Here is a 23262-nt window from a genome sequence, read left to right as displayed (position 1 = left end):
CAGGGAATACAATCATGAGAGAACGCATTCATCATTAAATGACATGACTCCGGCTGAATTTATCCGAAGTCTCCGGAAAGACGAAGATCTCTGATTTAGCACTGTACTGAATTTGGGCCAGGGTCAAGATGTTGACGATATTGAGCAAACACTTCACTCATAGTGAGTTCAGAAACATCTGCTTGTCGTTTAATTTTGTTGGGGTTTCTCTTTGTTGTGATCATTGTCTGAACCAACTGCCGGGCTGCTTCACGAGCTTGATCAATACTCGGAAAATCAGACACATTCCCGACCTTTGCTTTTAAGACAGAACTGGGTTTCTTACCCTCACTCACACTACGATCACCAGAAGACACTCTTCTCTGGATTACATAGGTTTTTTTCGTCAAACTGACCTTCACACCGAAGCCAACAGGTGAATCTCGATGATCGTCAAAAACTATGTAAGGTTTTTGGTCAGGGTTAGCTTCGAAAACGACTTTTCCAGAGCTACTGAGCTCAGGCTTAACATCGATACTCAACTTGTTGATAATAAAAGCCTGATTGAGAGTTGTTTTCAAAGTATCACCACTATTTGTAGCCCAGAGAAGGAGTAAAACCAATCTATCACGCTTTGAGCTACAAATGAGCTACAAATTTATGGGTTTATGTGGGTTTAAAAGGGTTTTTCCTGGGGCCACATGAGCACTTGAAAGAATTAAAAAATGAGTAAAATCAATATGAATGAAGACATTGATAAGGACTTCTCTAGCCATACCCCGATGATGCAGCAGTATCTCAAGCTGAAGGCCCAGCATCCGGAGATCCTGCTGTTTTATCGTATGGGCGACTTTTACGAGCTGTTTTATGACGACGCAAAGCGTGCGTCGCAGTTGCTCGATATTTCGCTGACCAAACGCGGCGCATCGGCTGGCGAACCTATCCCCATGGCGGGCATCCCGCACCACGCCGTAGAAAACTATCTCGCAAAACTAGTCAATCAGGGCGAATCCGTCGCTATTTGCGAACAGATTGGCGACCCGGCCACCAGCAAAGGCCCCGTTGAACGTAAGGTCGTGCGTATCGTTACGCCTGGCACCATCAGCGATGAAGCCCTGTTACAGGAACGTCAGGATAACCTGCTGGCGGCTATCTGGCAGGATGGTAAAGGCTACGGCTACGCCACGCTGGATATCAGCTCCGGGCGCTTTCGTCTGAGCGAGCCCGCCGACCGTGAAACCATGGCAGCAGAGTTGCAACGCACGAATCCTGCCGAATTGTTGTATGCCGAAGATTTTGCTGAAATGGCGTTGATAGAGGGACGTCGGGGCTTACGCCGCCGTCCGCTGTGGGAGTTTGAGATTGATACCGCCCGTCAGCAGCTAAATTTACAATTCGGTACGCGGGATCTGGTCGGCTTCGGCGTCGAAAATGCCTCGCGTGGATTATGTGCGGCGGGCTGCCTGTTACAGTACGTAAAAGATACGCAGCGCACCTCCCTGCCGCATATTCGCTCCATTACGATGGAACGCCAGCAGGACAGCATCATTATGGATGCCGCGACCCGTCGCAATCTGGAAATTACCCAGAACCTGGCTGGCGGCGTCGAAAATACGCTCGCTGCGGTGCTTGATTGTACCGTGACGCCAATGGGCAGCCGAATGCTTAAACGCTGGCTGCACATGCCGATAAGAAATACCGACATATTGCGTGAACGCCAGCAGACCATCGGCGCCTTGCAGGACACCGTCAGCGAGCTGCAACCCGTGCTGCGTCAGGTCGGCGATCTGGAGCGCATTCTTGCCCGTCTGGCGCTACGCACCGCGCGTCCGCGCGACCTCGCCCGAATGCGTCACGCCTTCCAGCAACTGCCGGAATTGCACGCTCAGCTTGAAACCGTTGACAGCGCGCCGGTGCAGGCGTTGCGTAAAAAAATGGGCGATTTTGCCGAACTACGCGACCTCCTGGAACGCGCCATTATTGACGCGCCGCCGGTACTGGTCCGCGACGGCGGCGTTATTGCCCCCGGCTATCACCAGGAGCTGGATGAATGGCGCGCGCTGGCGGACGGCGCCACCGACTACCTCGATCGTCTGGAAATTCGCGAGCGCGAGCGTACCGGACTGGATACTCTGAAAGTCGGCTATAACGCTGTGCATGGCTATTACATTCAGATTAGCCGTGGTCAAAGCCATCTGGCGCCAATCAATTATGTGCGTCGCCAGACGCTGAAAAATGCCGAACGCTACATTATTCCTGAGCTGAAAGAGTACGAAGATAAAGTTCTGACCTCTAAAGGCAAAGCTCTGGCGCTGGAAAAACAGCTTTACGACGAATTATTTGATTTGTTGTTGCCGCATCTGGCGGATTTGCAGCAGAGCGCAAGCGCGCTGGCGGAACTGGATGTGCTGGTTAATCTGGCTGAACGCGCTTATACGCTGAATTACACCTGTCCGACGTTTACCGATAAACCCGGTATTCGTATCATCGAAGGTCGCCACCCTGTGGTGGAGCAGGTTCTGAATGAGCCGTTTATCGCTAACCCGCTTAATCTGTCGCCGCAACGCCGTATGTTGATCATCACTGGCCCTAATATGGGCGGTAAAAGTACCTATATGCGACAAACGGCATTGATCGCGCTGCTGGCCTGGATTGGCAGTTACGTGCCGGCGCAAAATGTGGAAATCGGCCCGATCGACCGTATTTTTACCCGCGTCGGCGCAGCGGACGACCTGGCCTCCGGACGCTCAACCTTTATGGTGGAGATGACCGAAACCGCGAACATTCTGCATAACGCCACAGAAAACAGCTTGGTATTGATGGATGAAATCGGACGCGGCACCTCCACGTATGACGGGTTGTCGCTGGCCTGGGCCTGCGCGGAGAACCTCGCCAATAAGATTAAAGCGTTAACGCTTTTCGCCACCCACTACTTTGAGCTGACTCAGTTGCCGGAAAAAATGGAAGGCGTAGCGAACGTCCACCTGGATGCGCTGGAACACGGCGATACCATCGCTTTTATGCACAGCGTGCAGGACGGCGCGGCAAGCAAGAGTTACGGCCTGGCGGTCGCGGCGCTTGCGGGCGTCCCTAAAGAGGTGATCAAACGCGCGCGCCAAAAACTCCGCGAGCTGGAGAGCATCTCGCCCAATGCGGCGGCAACGCAGGTGGACGGCACGCAAATGTCGTTGCTTGCCGCTCCGGAAGAGACATCGCCCGCCGTTGAAGCGCTGGAGAATCTCGATCCGGACTCCCTGACGCCACGCCAGGCGCTGGAGTGGATCTATCGGCTGAAAAGTCTGGTGTAAACGTGTCAGGCCCGATAGCGCCGCGCTATCGGGTCCGCGCGCCGGAACAGGCTTTTCAGGCTTTGACTGTCGTTTCGTGTAAATGGCGCCAGACTATCCGTCCTCTTTCCCTTTTTAAAATGACCGTCGACCAGCGTACCGTCTCTGCCTGGCCCGGCAGTTGCTGCCGCTCACGATAACGAAGCGCGGCGCCTTCCGGCCACTCCGCCACAAGGTCAATGTGCTCAACCACGATAACCAGCCCCGGGCGACACGCGCGCTGCGCCTGGAAAAAAGCGCCAAGCGCCGGATAATCCAGACAGGCGCCTCCTGGCGTTACCATCGAAAAATCAGCAGCGAAACGCTGTAGCAACGCCTCCAGGCTGCCCGCCCCCCTGCTAAGCCAGTTCTCAATCGCCACATGGGTGTGAAGAATTTCTTCTTTATATGAATTCATGGTCTTTCCTTTTTTAGGTGCAAAAGCACTTTTCTATTGTTCAGACAAACAGCGTCAATAAGAGGCAGCAGGGTGATAATGGCGGCGGCAATAAAGGTCCAGCGATACGCGGCCTCAAGCGACAGAACGCGCTGGAGCGCATTTAACAGCATCGTCAACAGCGTCGCGCCAATAAAAAAACTGAGCTGACGATTAAGATTCCATAGCGCACTGGCGTCAGGCATCTCCTGGCGAGCAATCGTCAGGAAAGCACTACTCTGCGCAGTACTACTGCACAAACTGCCGCCTGCGCCCATTAGCGCGAATATCACCATCAGTACACGGTGAGATGTCGCGGGCGTAACGTGGGTTAAAAGCAGGATTCCAGCGGCCTGAAGAAGGCAGCCGACAATAATCAACGGACGCGGTCCCAGCCAATTGAAGTAACGTCCGGTAAGCATAATGGCGACAAATGAAGCGATCGACCAGGGGAGCATCAACGACCCTGCCGCCGCGGGCGACAGTTGCGCGACATTCTGTAGATAAAACATCCCGACCACACTGATCCCAATAAACATGCCCGGCACACACTGATAAACGATCATGGCGAAACGCAGCAGCCTGTCCGCCAGCAACGGCAGATGGAGCAATCTTGCCGATGCTACCGTCGTCGAATCGGCGTTAAGCCAAAGATAAGCGAGCAATAAGGTGATAATGGCCACAGGCAGCGTGGCAAAGAATATCCAGCGCCAGCCGCACGTTTCCACCAGCAACCCGCCAATCGCAGGCGAACATGCCGGCGCCAGTAGCGCCACCATCATGACGACCGATGATACGCCTGCGCGTTCATGCGGTTTAAACTGTTGCCAGGTTAACGCCTGACCAACCGGGATCAACAATCCACCGCCCGCTCCCTGCACAATACGCCAGAAAACAAGGCCGTATAAGGAATCGGCAAAGCCTGCGGCAGCGGCGGCAACGCTAAACAGAATGAGTGAAAACATGATCAACCGTCGTGCGCCGAGATAACGCGAAAAAAACGCGCTAAACGGAACGATCAGCGTTAACCCTGCAATATAACCGTTACTCACCCATGCCAGCGCCGATATGGACGTATGCAGATCGACGGACATCGCGGGAAAAGCCACGCTGGCAATAAACAGATTAATCAGATCAAGAAAGAAGCCGAGCAGGTAAACCACCGCCACTTTACTGCGATACGTCATTATTTATCCTCCGGTAGAGGCGCTAATGTAGCCGTCCGGAGAAAGTCAGATAAGTCCGCGCTTCAACGATATACTGTCAAAATAATTTTGACAGTAAAGGGGCTCATCATGCTCAATTTGCAGCGCATGTCGCTGTTTGTCGCCGTGGTGGATAGCGGCAGCTTCACGGCTGCCGCCGCCGTATCAGGCCAAACAAAAGCGGTTGTAAGTTTTAATATTCGGCAGCTTGAAAAGGAGCTTGGCGTAACGTTACTGTTACGCTCCACCCGGCGACTGACGCTTACAGACGCCGGCGTCCTCTTTTATCAAAAAGGCGTGAATTTACTCAACGCGGCGAAAAATTTGCAAGATGAAGTGCGCGCCAGCCATAGTGGGCTGGGCGGCGAGTTACGTATTACCACCACATCCGAATTTGGCGAACAGGTTGTGATTCCGGTATTGGCGCAGTTTAGTCAGCGCCATCCTGATCTCCGTATTCGGCATATGTCTTCATCACATCATGCCGATTTAATTGCCGAACGCTTTGATGTGGCGATTCGGCTTGGCTCGCTGGCGGACTCCCGCTATCGCGCCACGCTGATATCCCGCTTTACTATCCTGCCGGTCGCCTCGCCACAGTGGCTCGCCCGCTACCCTGTTTCGTCGCTGGAATCGCTGGCCCAGGCGGAATGGATTATTCATGAACGATTATCCACGCCGCTACGATGGACATTAACGGATAATGATGGACAACACTCACGCCTGGAGATAAGCAAAGCCGGCAGAATTTCTGTCGACAGCGCGCGTTCGCTGATGGCCTTTGCTCTCGCGGGAAGCGGCGTCGCATTACTGCCGGAATGGTTAGTCAAAACCGCGCTGGAGGATGGGGCGTTGGTTCATGTGTTGCCCGACTATCATTTTCCCCGCCAGGGCATTTATGCCGTTTATCCGGATACCCGCCATGTATCGACAAAAGTACGCGCATTTATTGATTTTTTACGTTCGCAATGGAATTGCGGGGAGCACGCCCCATCATCGTAGCCAATTCGGGAACATTGCGCTCCCGGACTAATAATATCGTCTTAATCCTTAACCGCCAGCTTGGCTTTGATCCCCTGCGCCTGCCAGCGCCCATTCCCATTGAGCCAAGCTCCACAATGCCGACATGAAAATCAGTTCCTGTTGTCATTATCACTCCATATTGATTTACGTGATATTACGTTTTGTTATGTGAATATTGGCGTTTTAGAAAACGATCGCGGTGAGTTCCCTCACAAAAAAATAACAAAATGTGTTATTTTTTGTGAAGAAGGTAGCAGCAGAACTTCACACGCAGTGACGAGAAATGACGTAAGATCGCGACAGGACTAAAGAAAGGAGCAGACGTTGATACCTACTGAGCGTCGACAAATAATTCTTGATATGGTGGCGGAGAAAGGTATCGTCAGTATCGCTGAGCTGGCCGAGCGCATGCATGTATCTCATATGACCCTCCGCCGTGATTTGCAAAAGCTGGAGCAGCAAGGCGCGGTAATCCAGGTCTCCGGCTGAGTGCAGTCATAGACTCGCGTGGCGCAGGAACCTTCGCATCAGATCAAAACCGAACTGGGGACACCGCAGAAAGCGGCGATTGGCAAACTGGCCGCCAGTCTGGTACAACCAGAAAGCTGTATCTATCTTGACGCAGGCACTACCACGCTGGCGATTGCCAGACAGTTTGTCACGATGAATAAACTCACGGTGGTGATTAATGATTTCGTTATCGCCGATTACCTGATGGACAATAGCGGTCGCACAATTATTCACACTGGCGGGGCGGTATGTCGGGAAAACCGGTCGTACGTCGGTGAAGCCGCAGCGACGCTTTTGCGTGGGTTGATGATTGATCAAGCCTTTATTTCCGCCTCTTCCTGGAGCGTGCGCGGTATTTCAACGCCAGCGGAAGATAAAGTTGCGGTGAAACGGGCCGTCGCCAGCCGACAAAAAATTCTGGTACGCGACGCGACCAAATACGGCCAGGTCGCCACATGGCTGGCGTTACCATTGTCGGAATTCAACCAGATAGTCATCGATGACGGCCTGCCGGAAAGCGCTATTCGGGCGCTGGCCAAAGTGGATATCTCACTGCTGATGGCTAAAAAATAGCGCAGCGGCGCAAGCCGCTTACGCCATCATCTTGCGTACCAGTTGCGCAAACTGTTCGCGTTCTTCATCGCTCAGTCGCCCCAAAAACTCATCGTCCACGCGGTCACCCAGAGGTATCGCGGCGGCGAGCAGTGCCCGGCCTTGGGCAGTGAGATACACAAAGCGCCGACGCTTATCCAGCGGATCGTTTTCTCGCTTTACCAGCCCACGATTTTCCATCCGGCTTAACATCTCCGCCAGCGTCGCTTTAGTGCAGACCGCCGCTTCGGTCAGATCGACCTGTTCAATACCAGAATGTTCAGCAATGGCGCGCATTACCGCATATTGAGGCTTGGTGAGTTCCGGTAGTTCATGCTGCCAGCGCGCGGTATGTTGCTGAAAAAGTTGACGTAAAAGATGAAACGCGGTGTTTCGTAACTCCATGATCACTCCGGATAAATTAACCTTTTCTATCATAACGGCTTATGCTGGTTTTTTTAATGACGAATGCTTTAGCTAAACGTGCGCAGATGTCGGGAGGAGCTTGCTGGAAGGGCCGTGTGAGCGTATTTTGACTAAAACGTTCGTACACGAACAATAATTGAGGCAAGAAATGAGATTGATTGTAGGGATGACCGGCGCGACCGGCGCGCCGCTTGGCGTCGCGCTACTCCAGGCATTGCGGACGATACCTAATGTTGAAACACATCTAGTGATGTCAAAGTGGGCGAAAACCACTATCGAACTGGAGACGCCCTACACGTCCATGGAGGTAGCCGCGCTGGCGGATTATTGCCATAGTCCAGCCGATCAGGCGGCGACCATTTCCTCTGGCTCATTTCGTACCGACGGCATGATTATTATCCCTTGTAGCATGAAAACTCTGGCGGGGATTCGCTCCGGCTATGCCGAAGGGCTGGTGGGACGCGCTGCCGACGTCGTGTTGAAAGAGGGCCGCAAGCTGGTGCTGGTGCCGCGTGAAATGCCGCTCAGCACGATTCATCTGGAAAACATGCTTACGCTTTCCCACATGGGGGTGGCGATAGTTCCGCCTATGCCCGCGTTCTACAACCTGCCGCAGACCGTTGACGATATTATCCAGCACATCGTTGCGCGCGTTCTCGACCAGTTTGGTCTGGAGCATACGCGCGTGCGCCGCTGGCAAGGACTGCGACAGGCAACGAATTTTTCACAGGAGAATGGATAATGGCATTTGATGATTTGCGCAGTTTTTTACATGCGCTGGATCAGCAGGGACAACTGCTGAAAATCAGCGAGGAAGTGAATGCGGAGCCGGATTTAGCCGCCGCAGCCAACGCAACGGGACGAATCGGCGATGGCGCGCCCGCGCTGTGGTTTGACAATATTCGTGGTTTTACCGACGCCCGCGTGGCAATGAATACTATCGGTTCCTGGCAGAACCATGCCATCTCGCTGGGCTTGCCGCCTAACACGCCGGTTAAAAAACAGATCGATGAATTTATTCGCCGCTGGGACAATTTTCCGGTGGCGTCGGAACGCCGGGCGAATCCGGGATGGGCGGAAAATAGCGTCGACGGCGACGCAATCAACCTGTTTGATATCCTGCCACTGTTTCGTCTGAACGACGGCGACGGCGGATTCTATCTGGATAAAGCCTGTGTGGTATCACGCGATCCGCTCGATCCCGAGAATTTCGGCAAGCAGAATGTCGGTATCTACCGTATGGAAGTTAAAGGCAAGCGTAAGCTGGGTCTGCAACCGGTACCGATGCATGATATCGCATTGCACCTGCACAAAGCGGAAGAGCGTGGCGAAGATCTGCCGATTGCGATCACGCTGGGTAACGATCCGATCATTACCCTGATGGGCGCAACGCCGCTGAAATACGATCAGTCAGAGTATGAAATGGCAGGCGCGCTACGTGAAAGCCCCTATCCTATCGCCACTGCGCCGCTAACCGGTTTTGATGTGCCGTGGGGATCTGAAGTGATTCTCGAAGGGGTCATCGAAAGCCGTAAACGTGAAATTGAAGGGCCGTTCGGCGAATTTACCGGCCACTATTCCGGCGGTCGCAACATGACCGTGGTGCGTATCGATAAAGTCTCTTACCGTAGTAAACCGATTTTTGAATCGCTCTATTTGGGTATGCCATGGACGGAAATCGACTACCTGATGGGACCGGCGACCTGCGTGCCGTTGTATCAACAGTTAAAAGCCGAATTTCCGGAAGTACAGGCGGTAAACGCCATGTACACCCACGGCCTGCTGGCCATCATCTCGACCAAAAAACGCTACGGCGGCTTTGCCCGCGCGGTGGGCCTGCGAGCGATGACGACGCCGCACGGTTTGGGATATGTGAAGATGGTGATTATGGTTGATGAAGATGTCGATCCATTTAATCTGCCACAGGTAATGTGGGCGTTGTCGTCGAAAGTGAATCCGGCAGGCGATCTGGTACAGCTACCGAATATGTCCGTCCTGGAACTGGACCCGGGTTCAAGCCCGGCGGGGATTACCGACAAGCTGATCATTGACGCCACCACGCCGGTTGCGCCAGATAACCGTGGTCACTATAGCCAGCCGGTTGTTGATTTACCGGAAACTAAAGCCTGGGCTGAAAAACTGACCGCCATGCTGGCCAACCGTAAATAAGGAGTAACCGATGATTTGTCCACGCTGTGCCGATGAACATATTGAGCTCATGGCGACTTCGCCGGTAAAAGGAGTCTGGACGGTATATCAGTGTCAGCATTGCCTGTATACCTGGCGCGATACCGAACCATTACGCCGTACCAGCCGCGAACACTATCCACAAGCGTTTCGCATGACGCAAAAAGATATTGATAACGCGCCAATGGTGCCGAGTATTCCGCCGCTACTGGCAGAAGATAAACGGTAAAGAAAAAGGCCAGCCTGACGACTGGCCTTTTTTTGACGAAAGGTACTTACTCACGGAACAGCGCTTCGATATTCAGCCCCTGCGTCTGCAGAATTTCACGCAGACGGCGCAGGCCTTCAACCTGAATCTGACGGACACGTTCACGCGTAAGACCGATTTCACGGCCTACATCTTCCAGTGTCGCAGCTTCATATCCCAGTAGACCGAAACGACGCGCCAGCACTTCACGCTGTTTGGCGTTCAGTTCGAACAGCCATTTGACGATGCTTTGTTTCATATCATCATCTTGCGTGGTGTCTTCCGGACCGTTCTCTTTTTCATCGGCCAGGATGTCCAGCAACGCTTTTTCGGAATCACCGCCAAGCGGGGTGTCTACCGAGGTAATGCGCTCGTTGAGACGAAGCATTCGGCTGACGTCATCAACCGGTTTATCCAGTTGCTCTGCAATTTCTTCCGCACTCGGTTCGTGGTCCAGTTTATGCGACAACTCACGCGCGGTACGCAGGTATACGTTCAGCTCTTTAACAATGTGAATCGGCAGGCGAATCGTGCGGGTTTGGTTCATAATCGCCCGTTCGATTGTCTGACGAATCCACCAGGTTGCATATGTTGAGAAGCGGAACCCGCGTTCCGGGTCAAACTTCTCGACTGCACGGATAAGCCCCAGATTGCCCTCTTCAATCAGGTCCAGCAACGCCAGTCCACGATTGCCATAACGGCGGGCAATTTTAACCACCAGACGCAGGTTACTCTCAATCATGCGACGGCGAGAAGCGACATCTCCACGCAGTGCGCGACGCGCAAAATAGACTTCTTCTTCGGCTGTTAACAGTGGTGAATACCCAATCTCACCAAGGTAAAGCTGAGTCGCGTCCAACACACGCTGTGTGGCCCCTTGCGATAACAGCTCTTCTTCAGCCAGGTCGTTATCACTGGGTTCCTCTTCACTCAAGGCTTTTTCGTCAAAAGCCTCTACTCCGTTCTCATCAAATTCCGCGTCTTCATTTAAATCATGAACTTTCAGCGTATTCTGACTCATAAGGTGGCTCCTACCCGTGATCCCTTGACGGAACTGGCAAGTCAAAGCCTTGGTTCCGCCGCTTTATCGCTGCGGTAAATAACGCAGCGGGTTTACGGATTTCCCCTTGTAACGAATTTCAAAATGCAAGCGTGTAGAGCTGGTGCCGGTGCTACCCATAGTAGCGATTTTTTGCCCCGCCTTAACTTCCTGTTGTTCCCGGACCAGCATCGTATCATTATGGGCGTAGGCGCTCAGGTAATCATCGTTATGTTTGATGATAATAAGATTACCGTAACCACGCAGTGCGTTACCGGCATACACGACGCGCCCATTTGCGGTTGCGACGATAGCCTGTCCCTTACTGCCTGCAATGTCGATCCCTTTATTGCCCCCTTCGGAAGCGCCAAAGTTTTCGATCACTTTGCCATCAGTCGGCCAGCGCCATGCGGAAATTGGCGCGCTGGTTGACGTACTGCTTGCATTTGGTTCGGTCGTGCTTACCGTTGGTGCCGTTACAGGCGCTGTGACAACTGTCCCAGCAGGCTTGTTGTTTGGCAACATTTTGTTAGCACTTTGTTCACCTGAGCCCTCAGAATACGTAATTGTAGGTTGAGACGCAACTGCAACGGTGGAATTTTGTGCAGACCGGGTCACAACTCCTTGCTGTGCTGCATCCGCCTGGGTGATCGCATTTCCGCCAGTAATTGGCGTACCGGATGCGTTGCCAACTTGCAGAACTTGCCCCACATTCAGGCTATACGGGGCTGGAATACTGTTTCGCTGGGCCAGATCGCGGAAATCGTTCCCGGTAATCCAGGCGATATAAAAAAGCGTATCCCCCTTTTTCACGGTGTAGGTACTGCCGCCGGCGTAGCTACCTTTCGGAATATTCCCATACTGACGATTGTACACAATTCGCCCATTTTCCATCTGCACAGGCTGTTCCGCGACAGGCTGAGTTTGCACGGGCTGAGTAACAGGACGCTGAACCGGTTGAATTTGCGGCGCTTGTTGCGTTGTCGCTCCCATTTTTGGCGGCGGTGTGATCAACATCCCGGAATTGGTATTTGATGACAAACCACCGTCCACGGACGAGACCGGCGCCGGAGGGTTTGACGAACTGGAACAACCTGCCAGCCATAGTGAAACCAGTGATAGTGCCGCAATGCGACTAACGGTGAATTTTGGGCTTCCCGCGCTCATTTATCCCCCAGGAAAAAATTTGGTTAACAGCCAGTGACGTAAGAACCGTACAACGCATTAAGTGAACACTGGAAAATGTGTTCACGATACGCTTAACCCACCGGGAATAACCAGGAAAACTCCAGGTATTCGTTATCGGCTTCAGCAGGCGTAATAGTGAGTGTTTGCAGGGCAAACTAGGCCAGTTCTCCCCTTACTAACGGAACAAAACGAACGGCCTCCACGGTATCAATAATAAATTCGCCGCCCCGGCGACGCACGCGTTTCAAAAACTGCTGCTCATCGCCCACGGGCAGAACAAGAATACCGCCTTCATCCAACTGTGCCATGAGCGCGGTAGGAATTTCCGGCGGCGCGGCCGTCACAATAATCGCGTCAAACGGCGCACGCGCCTGCCAGCCTTGCCAGCCATCGCCATGACGGGTAGAAACATTATGTAAATCAAGCTGTTTCAGGCGGCGGCGCGCCTGCCATTGCAGCCCTTTAATACGCTCAACTGAGCAAACGTGATGCACCAGATGCGCCAGAATCGCCGTCTGGTAGCCGGAGCCGGTGCCAATTTCAAGCACCCTGGATTGCGGCGTCAGTTCGAGCAGCTCCGTCATTCGCGCGACCATATAGGGCTGCGAAATCGTCTGCCCCTGGCCTATCGGCAAGGCGATATTTTCCCAGGCCTTATGTTCAAACGCTTCATCAATAAATTTCTCGCGCGGCACCGCAGCAAGCGCGTCAAGCACTTGCTCATCTCTAATGCCCTGCGCGCGTAATTGTTCAAGAAGAGCCTGTACACGTCTACTTACCATTGCGTGCCAACTCCCACGCTGTCTAACCAGTCTGAAACCACATCATGCGCGCTGTGCGCGGTTAAATCCACATGCAACGGCGTGACGGAGACGTAGCCTTCATCCACTGCCGCGAAATCAGTATCCGGTCCGGCGTCGTATTTATCGCCCGGCGGGCCAATCCAGTACAGTGTATTACCGCGCGGATCTTCCTGCGGGATCACTTTATCCGCCGGATGGCGACTACCGCAGCGGGTCACGCGGATGCCTTTAATCTGCGCCAGCGGCAGATCCGGGACATTCACATTGAGAATACGTCCGGTACGCAACGGCTCCCGGCTTAACCCTCGCAGAAGCGCGCAAGTCACGGCCGCTGCCGTATCATAATGCTGATAGCCGTTAAGAGAGACAGCCAACGCAGGGAAGCCGAGATGACGACCTTCCATCGCCGCAGCGACAGTACCGGAATAGATCACATCATCGCCCAGATTCGGACCCGCGTTAATACCGGAGACGACAATATCCGGACGCGGACGCATTAAGGCATTAACGCCCAGATAGACGCAATCGGTCGGCGTTCCCATCTGTACGGCTATGTCGCCATTATCAAAGGTAAAAGTACGAAGCGAAGATTCCAGCGTCAGAGAATTAGACGCGCCGCTGCGGTTACGATCCGGGGCTACGACCTGTACATCAGCAAACTCACGCAGCGCTTTCGCCAGCGTTTGTATACCGGGCGCGTGAATCCCGTCATCGTTACTCAGCAATATGCGCATAATCACCTATTGTGTTGATCAGTTCCCTTACTACGCTGGTGGCAAAACTGCCTGCGGGCAGCCAGAAACGTAACTCGACGGTAACGTCATCCCACCAGTTCCAGCTTAATTGTTGCGGGTAAAGCAGCATCGCTCTGCGCGATGCCTCTACTTTTTCGCGCAGCAGCAGCGATTGCAACACCGTTTCCTGGGCAATAGCGTCTTGCTCAAACGCCAGCGCATCCCGCTGTGTTCCCCATTCTCCTCTACCAGGCAACGACGCCGTAATCATCAGCTCTTTTTCATCTACCCGGCGCTGCAATTCAGGCAGCTCTTCAGATGTCGCGACGAACCAGCTTCCACGACCCGCTAATTGTAGCGCATCGCCGTCAACAACTTGATTAAAGTCTGGTTTTTTCAGCCGCTGGGAAACAATTTGATTAAACAACGCGCTACGCGCCGCCGACAACCAAAAACTGCGTTTATTGCGATCGCGCACCGGCGCGTCACTTTGCGCCCAGCGCAGCGCGCCCTGCAAGTTGCTGCCGCCAATGCCGAATCGCTGCGCGCCAAAATAGTTAGGCACGCCGCTATCGCGAATCGCCTGCAATCGTGTTTCGACATCGCGGCGATCGCTTATTTCACGCAATACCAGCGTAAATGCATTACCTTTCAGCGCGCCTAAACGCAGCTTACGCTTGTGACGCGCGTATTCCAGCACTTTACAACCTTCCAGTTGAAATGCGCTAAAATCGGGCATCTCTTTACCCGGCACGCGCGCGCACAGCCACTGCTCGGTAACGGCATGTTTATCTTTTTGCCCGGCAAAGCTAACCTCGCGAGCGTGAATTTTCAGGAACTTCGCCAGCGCGTCAGCGACAAAACGGGTATTGCAGCCGTTTTTCAAAATACGCACCAGAATATGCTCGCCTTCGCCATCCGGCGTGAAGCCTAAATCTTCAACCACCACAAAATCCTCCGGATTCGCTTTCAGCAATCCGCTGCCTTGTGGTTTTCCGTGCAGCCAGGTGAGATTCTCAAACTCTGTCATTTCGCCGCCTTCATCAGCAGCGCGACCGCTTCGCAGGCAATCCCTTCGCCGCGACCGGTAAATCCAAGTTTTTCCGTCGTCGTCGCTTTCACGTTAACATCATCCATATGGCAGCCGAGATCTTCGGCGATAAATACGCGCATTTGCGGGATATGCGGCAGCATTTTCGGCGCCTGCGCAATAATGGTGACATCTACGTTGCCGAGGATGTATCCCTTCGCCTGAATACGACGCCAGGCTTCACGCAGCAGTTCGCGGCTATCCGCCCCCTTAAATGCCGGATCGGTATCCGGGAAAAGTTTGCCGATATCGCCGAGCGCCGCAGCGCCCAGCAGCGCATCGGTCAGCGCATGTAACGCCACATCGCCATCAGAATGCGCCAATAGCCCTTTTTCATACGGGATACGCACGCCGCCAATGATAATCGGGCCTTCTCCGCCAAACGCGTGTACGTCAAAACCGTGTCCAATTCGCATTATGCTTTCTCCTGGTGGATGGTTCGGGTCAGATAAAATTCCGCCAACGCCAGATCTTCCGGACGGGTGACCTTGATGTTATCCGCGCGACCTTCAACCAGCGCCGGATGAAAACCGCAATATTCCAGCGCTGACGCCTCGTCGGTGATGGTCGCGCCTTCCTTCAGCGCACGAGTCAGACAATCGTGCAAGAGTTCGCGGGGGAAAAACTGCGGCGTGAGCGCGTGCCATAAATCGGCGCGCTCTACGGTATGGGCAATAGCGGCTTTACCCGGTTCGCCACGTTTCATGGTGTCGCGCACCGGACTGGCGAGGATACCGCCGACCCGGCTATTTTCGCTGATGGCCAGCAAGCGCGCCAGGTCATCCTGATGCAAACAGGGTCTTGCCGCGTCATGTACCAGCACCCACTGCGCCTGTGCAACGGCCTGCAAACCGGCCATAACAGAATCAGCGCGTTCGTTGCCGCCATCCACTACTGTAATTTGCGGATGATTCGCCAGCGGAAGTTGAGCAAAGCGATTATCACCAGGGCTGATGACGATAACAACGCGTGTCACCCGAGGATGCGCCAGCAGCGCATGAACAGAGTGCTCCAGAATGGTTTTATTACCGATTGAGAGGTACTGCTTAGGACATTCTGTTTGCATTCGGCGGCCAAATCCGGCAGCCGGCACCACGGCGCAAACGTCCAATAAAGTGGCTGCCATGTAAAATCCCTGGATGGTTTATCGATTATTTTGCCCGGCCGTTTGCGCGCGTTTAGAAGCGTCAGGCACCAGACGATAAAAGGTTTCGCCCGGTTTGGTCATGCTAAGTTCGTTACGCGCGCGCTCTTCAATCGCTTCCTGCCCGCCATTGAGATCGTCAATTTCGGCAAAAAGCTGATCGTTACGCGCTTTAAGTTTGGCGTTTGTCGCCTGCTGCGCGACCACATCATCGTTGACGCGGCTATAGTCATGTATGCCGTTCTTACCGAACCACAGCGAATACTGTAGCCAGACCAGTAAAGCCAGCAACAGCAGCGTTAGTTTACCCATCCTGCCCCCTAAAAAACGGCATCATCATCCCATAACGTCCTCTGTGACTCCACACTGAGGACGGGATTGCCGCGACAACGCCGGCAAATGTACCACATTTGCCGGGTGTTACGTATACCCGAGTAAGGAGAACATAATCTCATTGTTGGTTACGGTTTGAATTATGGCCGGAGACGCAGTGATAACCCGCCTACCCTAATAGCCAAATAAATAACGCGCCGAACAGCGCGCCTACCGCCAGCAGAGTAAACATGATGCTAAAGAGTAACTTGCCTTTTACCAGCAGATGCAACGCAATGCCGATAATCACCGATACCGGCATTAACGCGAGGAAAAAGGGCCAGGTATAAAGAAAGAAAAACAGCGTATTAGGGCCATAAAGCAGAAAAGGGATTCCCAATGCCAGTAGCCACGACACAAAGCCGACCACCGCCCCCGGTAATGAACTGGTGGTGTCATCGTCGACAATGAAGGCGTCTGACCTTGTGAAAGTAATGTTATGGCTATTACGCATATCAAATCCTGTAACCTTGACCATACCGGGCATACAAGCCCGATGGTGCCTTAGGAACTGATAATATCGCGCCGTCTCAGCAGGTCTAATAATTGGGAAACCAAATTTGTTACTAATTGTTCACCATTAAGATGAATCTGTGGCGATTCAGGCGCTTCGTAAATGCCGTCGATCCCGGTAAAGTTACGCAACTCGCCCGCGCGCGCTTTTTTATACAACCCTTTAGGATCGCGCTGTTCACAGACAGCCAGCGGCGTATCGACATAAATCTCAATAAAACGATCGTGACCGACGCGCTCTTGCACCAGTTGCCGCTCGGCGCGGTGCGGGGAAATAAAGGCCGTCAAGACAATCAGACCGGCGTCAGCCATCAGACTGGCCACTTCGCCTACCCGCCGGATATTCTCTTTGCGATCGGCATCGCTAAAGCCTAAATTACGGCACAAGCCGTGGCGCACATTATCGCCATCCAACAGGTAGGTACTGACGCTACGGTGATGTAACGCCTCTTCCAGGGCGCCGGCAACCGTTGATTTTCCCGAACCGGATAGTCCGGTAAACCACAGCACCACGCCACGGTGGCCATGAAGCTGTTCGCGGGCGGTGACAGTTACGGGATGAGGATGCCAGACCACATTCTCATCATGCAGCGCCATGTTTATCTCCCAGCAAATCGCGGGCGTTCCAGTGCGGGAAATGACGACGTACCAGAGCATTCAGTTCCAGCTCAAACGCGCTATATTCCATGGGCGGCGTCACGCCGCGTTCGACCGGTTCCCGCACCATGCCTGCGCCCACGGTGATGTTAGAGAGTCGGTCGATAAAAATTAGTCCGCCCGTCACCGGATTCTGCTGATAAATATCCAACGCGAGAGGTTCATCGAATGCCATCTCCACCAGACCAATGCCGTTCAACGGCAGGCTCTCGACGTCTCGTTGAGTCAGATTGTTGATATCAATTTGATAGCGGATAGTCTCGACGCGTGCGCGGGTTTTCTTACCGGCGAGTTTAACGTCGTAGCTTTGGCCCGGCGTCAGCGGCTGTTCCGCCATCCACACCACGTCAATCGCGGCGTACTGCGCGGGCGCCAGCGCCTCGTTTGCCGCCAGCAGCAGATCGCCGCGGCTGATATCAATTTCGTCGTTGAGTACCAGGGTAATGGCCTCGCCCGCATACGCTTCTTCTCTGTCGCCGTCAAAGGTGACGATACGCGACACGCTGGATTCCACGCCGGACGGCAGCACTTTAATACGTTCACCGACCTTGATACTACCAGACGCCAGAGTACCGACATACCCCCGAAAATCGAGATTCGGGCGATTGACGTATTGCACTGGAAAACGCATCGGCTGGCGGTCTACCACACGCTGAATGTCCACCGTTTCCAGGACTTCCAGTAACGTCGGACCGCTGTACCAGCGCATATTCGCGCTCTGCGCGGCGACATTATCTCCTTCCAGCGCAGAAAGCGGTACAAAACGAATGTCCAGATCGCCCGGCAACTGTTCAGCAAAAGTCAGATAATCTTCGCGAATACGGGCGAAGGTCTCTTCGCGGTAGTCAACGAGATCCATTTTGTTGATTGCCACCACCAAGTGTTTGATCCCCAGCAGCGTGGAGATGAAGCTATGGCGACGCGTCTGATCCAGCACGCCTTTACGCGCGTCGATCAGTAGGATCGCCAGATCGCAGGTGGACGCCCCGGTCGCCATATTACGCGTATATTGTTCATGGCCCGGCGTGTCGGCGATAATAAATTTTCGTTTTTCAGTGGAGAAATAGCGGTACGCGACGTCAATAGTAATGCCCTGCTCACGCTCGGCCTGCAGCCCATCTACCAGCAACGCCAGATCGAGTTTTTCCCCCTGCGTACCATGACGTTTACTGTCATTATGCAGGGAAGAGAGCTGATCTTCATAAATTTGCCGGGTATCGTGCAACAAACGGCCTATCAGCGTACTTTTACCGTCATCAACGCTGCCGCAGGTTAAAAAACGCAGCAGACTTTTGTGTTGTTGGGCAATCATCCAGGCTTCAACGCCGCCTTCTTTAGCGATTTGTTGTGCAAGTATGGTGTTCATGGCGGCTCCTTAGAAATACCCCTGACGTTTTTTAAGCTCCATTGACCCCGCCTGATCGCGGTCAATCACCCGCCCCTGGCGTTCGCTGGTGGTGGAAACCAGCATCTCTTCGATAATTTCCGGCAGCGTTTGCGCGTGGGATTCCACCGCCCCGGTGAGCGGCCAGCAGCCGAGCGTGCGAAAGCGCACCATCCTTTTTTTGATGACCTCGCCAGGCTGTAGATCGATACGATCGTCATCCACCATCATCAACATGCCGTCACGTTCCAGCACCGGACGTTCAGCAGCCAAATACAGCGGTACGATCTCTATGTTTTCCAGCCAGATGTATTGCCAGATATCCTGTTCTGTCCAGTTGGAGAGCGGGAAGACGCGAATACTTTCGCCTGTATTAATCTGACCGTTATAGTTGCGCCACAGTTCCGGTCGTTGGTTTTTCGGATCCCAGCGATGGAAGCGGTCGCGGAAGGAGTAAATACGTTCTTTTGCGCGGGATTTTTCCTCATCGCGCCGTGCGCCGCCGAACGCGGCATCAAAGCCATATTTATTCAGAGCCTGCTTTAACCCTTCGGTCTTCATAATGTCGGTGTGTTTAGCGCTACCGTGAACGAACGGATTGATATCCATCGCCACGCCTTCCGGGTTTTTATGTACCAGCAGTTCGCAGCCGTATGTGTTGGCGGTACGGTCGCGAAAGGCGTACATCTCACGGAATTTCCAGCCGGTATCAACGTGCAATAGCGGGAACGGCAACGTACCCGGATAAAACGCCTTGCGCGCCAGATGTAGCATGACGCTGGAGTCTTTACCTATGGAGTACAGCATGACCGGATTCGCGAATTCCGCCGCCACTTCACGGATAATATGGATGCTTTCCGCCTCCAGTTGCCGCAGGTGAGTGAGTCGTTTTTGATCCATAACCGTTCCTTTGCAATACTGCTTTTTTGCTAAACATTCTGATTACACGACTATAGGGAGCGCAGGAGAGTGAATGAAATGACGAATTGGAATGAGTAGTTCCTCAAAGGAATAACGCGGCCAAAAAACCAATATCAAAAAGTGCTTAACTTACCGGATTCCCGGCATTTAGGAGCAAATGAAATTGTGTTAACACGATCGCGGTTACATACTGGTCGGGTAAAATTTTGTTCTGTATTTAAGGACTCATTATGTTTTCCGCAACGCGCCGCTTTACCGTCATTCTGGCGCTCGGCGTAGGCTTTATCTTTCCTGCACAGGCAGCATCACCAGGACCTGGTGAAATAGCGAATATTCAGGCACGACATATCGCCACCTTTTTTCCGGGGAGAATGACTGGCTCCCCCGCAGAGATGTTGACTGCCGATTATTTACGCCAACAATTTGCCCGGATGGGATACCAAAGCGATATTCGGACGTTTAATAGTCGATTTATTTATACCACCAGGGATAACCGCAAAAACTGGCATAACGTGACGGGCAGTATGGTCATCGCCGCCCATGAAGGGCACGTGCCGCAACAGATCATTATTATGGCGCATCTGGATACATACGCTCCGCAGAGCGACGCCGATATTGATGCCAATCTGGGCGGTTTAACGTTACAGGGAATGGATGATAATGCTGCGGGATTAGGCGTTATGCTGGAACTGGCGGCGCGTCTGAAAGATATACCGACCCATTATGGGATTCGTTTTATCGCCACCAGCGGGGAAGAAGAGGGAAAACTGGGCGCGGAAAATTTACTCAAACGAATGAGTGACACTGAAAAGAAAAATACGCTGCTGATCATTAATCTCGATAACCTGATTGTTGGTGATAAGCTCTATTTTAATAGCGGGAAAAATACGCCGGAAGCGGTGCGTACACTGACCCGGGAGCGGGCATTAGCGATTGCGCGCCATTATGGTATCGCCGCGAGCACTAATCCGGGACTCAATCCGGCGTACCCCAAAGGAACGGGCTGCTGTAATGATGCGGAGGTTTTTGATAAAGCGGGGCTTTCTGTGCTTTCCGTTGAGGCGACGAACTGGAATCTGGGTAAAAAAGACGGATACCAGCAACGAGCGAAAAACGCATCCTTCCCGAACGGCAATAGCTGGCACGATGTACGGCTGGATAATCAACAGCATATTGACAAGGCGCTGCCAGGGCGGATTGAGCGCCGTAGCCGCGACGTAGTGCGGATAATGCTGCCGCTGGTTAAAGAACTGGCGAAGGCGGAAAAAACGCCCTGAGTTGCTGGTACAAATAGTTTATCCCCGCTGACCCGGGGAACATCGGGAACGGAGCACGAGTCGGGCAAACTGCAACGGTTTATCCCCGCTGGCGCGGGGAACACAGTAAAACTTTGTTGCTGAGTCCAAGTAAGCGCAGGTTGTTATGTTTAAATGGCGTTACCGCCATCGTCGGTAGCCCAAAATAGAGCCCCTGCGCTTTACCTGCCGCCATCAGCCGATGAACCAGTATGAGCGCCGCCTCTGTCTTTCCGGCCCCGGTGACATCTTCAAGAATAAAGAGCTGTGCGCCATCCATATTAATATCTAGTTCAAGCACTTTTTGTTGTAACGGCGTGGGATGCTGAATAAAAGGGAAAAGCGTCTCTATACCCGTAAAGACAGACACATTCGCCGTTGAGGGGAAGAGCGCTTTTACTCTGAGAAGAAAATCTCTTGCCGCGTCTTTATCCTGCTGACGAAACTGATCCAGTTCCTGGATTGCATCTGGAGGGCGTCCATGATGACCTGTAGTGACTGGCATCCAAAGCGCCATAACGCGCTTACTCTTACGAACTGAAAGCGAAGAAGGAGGAAATAACTCCGGGCATTCACTTAGCCAGGAGTTCCACAACCCATATCCCAGCGTGGGATGCGCAATTTTTTCATAATATCGTGTAGGCTCATTAAAGGCATTTAAAGCCTCATGACGGTAAAGTTGCTGGAAGGAATGAGCAAATTTTCCAATGTCATGCCAGAATAAAATCCAGGCAAAAAATTGCGCTGTCTGCTCCTTATTCTTAATGCCTAATTTTTTAGATGGTGGTCAATCGACACGTAAACTCCAGCATGTGGATAACGAAAGCACTTCACGCCTCTTTAAGGCTTTTTTGAGATATCTAAAAAAATTACACATTTTGAAATTATATTTAAACACACCCTCTAAAATTTATATATTTTGCTAAGACATTTACTTCACCGATATTTTTGTAAGAGTTTATGTTATTCCGCCTGGCTGAGGTGTTCAAAGAGATGTCTTTCAATGCCCCTTCCCCGAACAAGCCAAACTTTAAAAAAACGACCATTTTCGGCGAATTATCAACCTTTTGTCTGAATCATCGTCATTCCAAAGGATCGGCACCAATAAATCTGCTATATTTATAACGCCGTTCAGATTTTCTCCCGCGATCAAATCTGGCTATTTTAATAAAACAATAGCGAATGGAGCGGCATATTCCAGATATTGAATAATATAAATTTAAAGGAAAAAATTATGCCAGTCACTTTAAACTTCGGTAATTATCAAAATTATACACTTAATGAAAGCCGGCTTGCTCATCTGCTAAGTGCAGATAAAGAAAAAGCAACTCATATGGGGCGCTGGGATAAACTCCAGGATCACTTTAGATCGGAAAAAAAAGACCATGCGCTGGAAGTGCTACACAGCATTATTCACGGTCAGGGCCGTGGGGAACCTGGAGAGATGGACGTTAACGTAGAGGATATGGCTAAAATTTACGCGTTTAAACGATTACAAAATTTAGCCTGTCCCGCTCATCAGGATCTGTTTAAGATCAAGATGGACGCCTCTCAGACACAATTTCTATTTATAGTCGGCGACACGGTGATCAGCCAAAGCAAGATCCAGGATATCCTCAACATCTCAGATACTGTAGCAGTAGAATCTATGAGTAGAGAGGAGAGAAAGCTATTTTTACAAATATGCGAGATGATTGGTTCGACGATTACCTGTCACCCAGAATTACTTCAGGCATCGTCATCTACTTTACGAAAAGAGGTGACCGGCAATACAAAAATCAAAGAGGCCGTTTATGGGATGATGCGTCCCGCAGAGGCTCCCGACCACCAGCTTGTAGAATGGCAGGATTCACTCTCTGAAAATGAAAAATCGACACTGGCCTGTATTAATGCAGGTAACTTTGATCCTATCACTCAGTTTTGCAAAATAGGTTATCAGGAAATACAAGGAGAAGTCGCTTTTAGCATGATACATCCGTGTATCTCCTATTTATTACATACCTATTCGCCGCTTACAGAGTTTAAAGGAACAAATGCAGGTTTTTTAAATAAACTTAATCAGGATTATAAAGACTATCATAAAAATAAAATGAATATTGACCCAATTCTTGAGAAGATATACTTGGCACATGAACATTCTTTACATATTGGTAAAAATGAGTGCAGTCGTAATATATTACTGGCTTAACGGT

The 23262-nt window shown here is 52.2% G+C and carries 22 protein-coding genes and 4 pseudogenes; 8 read left to right on the top strand and 18 right to left on the bottom strand.

Annotated elements, in window-relative coordinates; translation table 11 throughout:
• Window positions 1-164: 164 nt before the first annotated feature.
• Window positions 165-560, bottom strand: a pseudogene (locus F4V61_RS18850) (integrase); the annotation flags it as partial.
• Between the two features lie 159 nt (window positions 561-719).
• On the opposite strand from F4V61_RS18850, the gene mutS reads away from it, so the two are divergent.
• Window positions 720-3287, top strand: coding sequence for a DNA mismatch repair protein MutS (gene mutS, locus F4V61_RS18845; RefSeq protein WP_038397721.1), 2568 nt, complete (start codon window positions 720-722; stop codon window positions 3285-3287).
• Between the two features lie 55 nt (window positions 3288-3342).
• Here mutS and F4V61_RS18840 read toward each other — a convergent pair whose 3' ends face one another.
• Window positions 3343-3723, bottom strand: coding sequence for a DUF4440 domain-containing protein (locus F4V61_RS18840; RefSeq protein ID WP_038394630.1), 381 nt, complete (start codon window positions 3721-3723; stop codon window positions 3343-3345).
• On the bottom strand, window positions 3720-4928 hold the full coding sequence (locus F4V61_RS18835; protein WP_079828783.1) for an MFS transporter: 1209 nt from the start codon (window positions 4926-4928) through the stop codon (window positions 3720-3722). The genes F4V61_RS18840 and F4V61_RS18835 overlap by 4 nt, the downstream gene beginning before the upstream one ends.
• An 87-nt stretch (window positions 4929-5015) precedes the next feature.
• On the opposite strand from F4V61_RS18835, the gene F4V61_RS18830 reads away from it, so the two are divergent.
• Window positions 5016-5948, top strand: a complete 933-nt coding sequence (locus F4V61_RS18830; protein WP_077905470.1) for a LysR family transcriptional regulator — start codon at window positions 5016-5018, stop codon at window positions 5946-5948.
• Between the two features lie 79 nt (window positions 5949-6027).
• Here the strand turns inward: F4V61_RS18830 and F4V61_RS18825 are convergent.
• Window positions 6028-6096 (bottom strand): annotated as a pseudogene (locus F4V61_RS18825) (hypothetical protein); the annotation flags it as partial.
• Between the two features lie 197 nt (window positions 6097-6293).
• Here F4V61_RS18825 and ygbI point away from each other — a divergent pair.
• A pseudogene (ygbI, locus tag F4V61_RS18820) lies at window positions 6294-7052 on the top strand (DNA-binding transcriptional repressor YgbI).
• Between the two features lie 18 nt (window positions 7053-7070).
• Here the strand turns inward: ygbI and F4V61_RS18815 are convergent.
• The gene (locus F4V61_RS18815; RefSeq protein WP_000423336.1) at window positions 7071-7475 is read right to left on the bottom strand and encodes a MarR family winged helix-turn-helix transcriptional regulator; all 405 of its coding nucleotides are present in this window, start codon (window positions 7473-7475) and stop codon (window positions 7071-7073) included.
• 169 nt (window positions 7476-7644) lie between these two features.
• Here F4V61_RS18815 and F4V61_RS18810 point away from each other — a divergent pair, with 169 nt between their 5' ends.
• The 3 genes from F4V61_RS18810 to F4V61_RS18800 are packed head-to-tail and all read left to right on the top strand — an operon-like array spanning window position 7645 to window position 9912.
• On the top strand, window positions 7645-8238 hold the full coding sequence (locus tag F4V61_RS18810) for a non-oxidative hydroxyarylic acid decarboxylases subunit B (RefSeq protein ID WP_038394622.1): 594 nt from the start codon (window positions 7645-7647) through the stop codon (window positions 8236-8238).
• On the top strand, window positions 8238-9665 hold the full coding sequence (locus F4V61_RS18805) for a non-oxidative hydroxyarylic acid decarboxylases subunit C (protein WP_038394620.1): 1428 nt from the start codon (window positions 8238-8240) through the stop codon (window positions 9663-9665). Before F4V61_RS18810 ends, F4V61_RS18805 begins: the two co-directional genes overlap by 1 nt.
• Window positions 9666-9675: 10 nt before the next feature.
• Complete coding sequence (locus F4V61_RS18800) at window positions 9676-9912, top strand: non-oxidative hydroxyarylic acid decarboxylases subunit D (RefSeq protein WP_000562971.1); 237 nt, start codon at window positions 9676-9678, stop codon at window positions 9910-9912.
• Window positions 9913-9958: 46 nt separating this feature from the next.
• Here the strand turns inward: F4V61_RS18800 and rpoS are convergent, their stop codons facing one another.
• The 12 genes from rpoS to cysD all read right to left on the bottom strand — a co-directional run bounded on the left by rpoS (window position 9959) and on the right by cysD (window position 19754).
• On the bottom strand, window positions 9959-10951 hold the full coding sequence (gene rpoS / locus F4V61_RS18795; protein WP_000081498.1) for an RNA polymerase sigma factor RpoS: 993 nt from the start codon (window positions 10949-10951) through the stop codon (window positions 9959-9961).
• Between the two features lie 63 nt (window positions 10952-11014).
• On the bottom strand, window positions 11015-12136 hold the full coding sequence (gene nlpD, locus F4V61_RS18790) for a murein hydrolase activator NlpD (protein WP_038394617.1): 1122 nt from the start codon (window positions 12134-12136) through the stop codon (window positions 11015-11017).
• A gap of 176 nt (window positions 12137-12312) precedes the next feature.
• Window positions 12313-12939 (bottom strand): protein-L-isoaspartate(D-aspartate) O-methyltransferase, encoded by a 627-nt coding sequence (locus F4V61_RS18785; protein ID WP_000254715.1) that lies wholly within the window; start codon window positions 12937-12939, stop codon window positions 12313-12315.
• Window positions 12933-13694 carry a 5'/3'-nucleotidase SurE gene (gene surE / locus F4V61_RS18780; protein ID WP_001221532.1) on the bottom strand — a complete coding sequence of 254 codons (762 nt, stop codon included), beginning with the start codon at window positions 13692-13694 and terminating at the stop codon, window positions 12933-12935. Before surE ends, F4V61_RS18785 begins: the two co-directional genes overlap by 7 nt.
• Window positions 13675-14724: a tRNA pseudouridine(13) synthase TruD gene (gene truD / locus F4V61_RS18775; protein ID WP_058345934.1), complete on the bottom strand. Its 1050-nt coding sequence runs from the start codon at window positions 14722-14724 to the stop codon at window positions 13675-13677. The genes surE and truD overlap by 20 nt, the downstream gene beginning before the upstream one ends.
• Entirely contained in the window at window positions 14721-15200 is a 480-nt protein-coding gene (gene ispF, locus F4V61_RS18770; RefSeq protein ID WP_038394612.1) for a 2-C-methyl-D-erythritol 2,4-cyclodiphosphate synthase, read from the bottom strand. Before ispF ends, truD begins: the two co-directional genes overlap by 4 nt.
• Window positions 15200-15910 (bottom strand): 2-C-methyl-D-erythritol 4-phosphate cytidylyltransferase, encoded by a 711-nt coding sequence (gene ispD / locus F4V61_RS18765; RefSeq protein WP_038394610.1) that lies wholly within the window; start codon window positions 15908-15910, stop codon window positions 15200-15202. Before ispD ends, ispF begins: the two co-directional genes overlap by 1 nt.
• Window positions 15911-15928: 18 nt before the next feature.
• Window positions 15929-16240 (bottom strand): cell division protein FtsB, encoded by a 312-nt coding sequence (gene ftsB / locus F4V61_RS18760; protein ID WP_000517482.1) that lies wholly within the window; start codon window positions 16238-16240, stop codon window positions 15929-15931.
• 190 nt (window positions 16241-16430) lie between these two features.
• On the bottom strand, window positions 16431-16754 hold the full coding sequence (locus F4V61_RS18755; RefSeq protein ID WP_001246098.1) for a DUF3561 family protein: 324 nt from the start codon (window positions 16752-16754) through the stop codon (window positions 16431-16433).
• 50 nt (window positions 16755-16804) lie between these two features.
• A complete protein-coding gene (cysC, locus tag F4V61_RS18750) occupies window positions 16805-17410 on the bottom strand; it encodes an adenylyl-sulfate kinase (protein WP_001173650.1) in 606 nt (201 codons plus the stop codon).
• Window positions 17397-18836 carry a sulfate adenylyltransferase subunit CysN gene (gene cysN / locus F4V61_RS18745; protein WP_058819870.1) on the bottom strand — a complete coding sequence of 480 codons (1440 nt, stop codon included), beginning with the start codon at window positions 18834-18836 and terminating at the stop codon, window positions 17397-17399. The genes cysC and cysN overlap by 14 nt, the downstream gene beginning before the upstream one ends.
• A 9-nt stretch (window positions 18837-18845) precedes the next feature.
• On the bottom strand, window positions 18846-19754 hold the full coding sequence (cysD, locus tag F4V61_RS18740) for a sulfate adenylyltransferase subunit CysD (RefSeq protein ID WP_000372385.1): 909 nt from the start codon (window positions 19752-19754) through the stop codon (window positions 18846-18848).
• Window positions 19755-20005: 251 nt separating this feature from the next.
• Here cysD and F4V61_RS18735 point away from each other — a divergent pair, with 251 nt between their 5' ends.
• Window positions 20006-21052 (top strand): aminopeptidase, encoded by a 1047-nt coding sequence (locus F4V61_RS18735; RefSeq protein ID WP_000490492.1) that lies wholly within the window; start codon window positions 20006-20008, stop codon window positions 21050-21052.
• A gap of 163 nt (window positions 21053-21215) precedes the next feature.
• Here the strand turns inward: F4V61_RS18735 and F4V61_RS18730 are convergent.
• Window positions 21216-21848, bottom strand: a pseudogene (locus F4V61_RS18730) (CRISPR-associated endonuclease Cas3''); the annotation flags it as partial.
• A 456-nt stretch (window positions 21849-22304) separates the two neighbouring features.
• On the opposite strand from F4V61_RS18730, the gene sopD reads away from it, so the two are divergent.
• Entirely contained in the window at window positions 22305-23258 is a 954-nt protein-coding gene (gene sopD / locus F4V61_RS18725; protein WP_001145527.1) for an SPI-1 type III secretion system effector SopD, read from the top strand.
• Window positions 23259-23262 lie beyond the last annotated feature (4 nt).

Origin of the sequence: Salmonella enterica subsp. arizonae, from assembly GCF_008692845.1 — a bacterium.
GTDB lineage: Bacteria > Pseudomonadota > Gammaproteobacteria > Enterobacterales > Enterobacteriaceae > Salmonella > Salmonella arizonae.
The sequence above is the reverse complement of the archived record's forward strand: the minus strand, read 5'-3'. Positions and strand labels throughout refer to the sequence as shown.

Excerpts from the sequence above, each read along its gene's own strand:
- F4V61_RS18800 (WP_000562971.1), top strand. The coding sequence starts at position 9,676 with ATGATTTGTCCACGCTGTGCCGATGAACATATTGAGCTCATGGCGACT.
- surE (WP_001221532.1), bottom strand. The coding sequence starts at position 13,694 with ATGCGCATATTGCTGAGTAACGATGACGGGATTCACGCGCCCGGTATA.
- F4V61_RS18805 (WP_038394620.1), top strand. The coding sequence starts at position 8,238 with ATGGCATTTGATGATTTGCGCAGTTTTTTACATGCGCTGGATCAGCAG.
- F4V61_RS18785 (WP_000254715.1), bottom strand. The coding sequence starts at position 12,939 with ATGGTAAGTAGACGTGTACAGGCTCTTCTTGAACAATTACGCGCGCAG.
- mutS (WP_038397721.1), top strand. The coding sequence starts at position 720 with ATGAATGAAGACATTGATAAGGACTTCTCTAGCCATACCCCGATGATG.
- rpoS (WP_000081498.1), bottom strand. The coding sequence starts at position 10,951 with ATGAGTCAGAATACGCTGAAAGTTCATGATTTAAATGAAGACGCGGAA.
- ftsB (WP_000517482.1), bottom strand. The coding sequence starts at position 16,240 with ATGGGTAAACTAACGCTGCTGTTGCTGGCTTTACTGGTCTGGCTACAG.
- F4V61_RS18835 (WP_079828783.1), bottom strand. The coding sequence starts at position 4,928 with ATGACGTATCGCAGTAAAGTGGCGGTGGTTTACCTGCTCGGCTTCTTT.
- truD (WP_058345934.1), bottom strand. The coding sequence starts at position 14,724 with ATGACAGAGTTTGAGAATCTCACCTGGCTGCACGGAAAACCACAAGGC.
- cysD (WP_000372385.1), bottom strand. The coding sequence starts at position 19,754 with ATGGATCAAAAACGACTCACTCACCTGCGGCAACTGGAGGCGGAAAGC.
- cysN (WP_058819870.1), bottom strand. The coding sequence starts at position 18,836 with ATGAACACCATACTTGCACAACAAATCGCTAAAGAAGGCGGCGTTGAA.
- sopD (WP_001145527.1), top strand. The coding sequence starts at position 22,305 with ATGCCAGTCACTTTAAACTTCGGTAATTATCAAAATTATACACTTAAT.
- F4V61_RS18815 (WP_000423336.1), bottom strand. The coding sequence starts at position 7,475 with ATGGAGTTACGAAACACCGCGTTTCATCTTTTACGTCAACTTTTTCAG.
- ispF (WP_038394612.1), bottom strand. The coding sequence starts at position 15,200 with ATGCGAATTGGACACGGTTTTGACGTACACGCGTTTGGCGGAGAAGGC.
- F4V61_RS18755 (WP_001246098.1), bottom strand. The coding sequence starts at position 16,754 with ATGCGTAATAGCCATAACATTACTTTCACAAGGTCAGACGCCTTCATT.
- cysC (WP_001173650.1), bottom strand. The coding sequence starts at position 17,410 with ATGGCGCTGCATGATGAGAATGTGGTCTGGCATCCTCATCCCGTAACT.
- F4V61_RS18840 (WP_038394630.1), bottom strand. The coding sequence starts at position 3,723 with ATGAATTCATATAAAGAAGAAATTCTTCACACCCATGTGGCGATTGAG.
- F4V61_RS18810 (WP_038394622.1), top strand. The coding sequence starts at position 7,645 with ATGAGATTGATTGTAGGGATGACCGGCGCGACCGGCGCGCCGCTTGGC.
- nlpD (WP_038394617.1), bottom strand. The coding sequence starts at position 12,136 with ATGAGCGCGGGAAGCCCAAAATTCACCGTTAGTCGCATTGCGGCACTA.
- ispD (WP_038394610.1), bottom strand. The coding sequence starts at position 15,910 with ATGGCAGCCACTTTATTGGACGTTTGCGCCGTGGTGCCGGCTGCCGGA.
- F4V61_RS18735 (WP_000490492.1), top strand. The coding sequence starts at position 20,006 with ATGTTTTCCGCAACGCGCCGCTTTACCGTCATTCTGGCGCTCGGCGTA.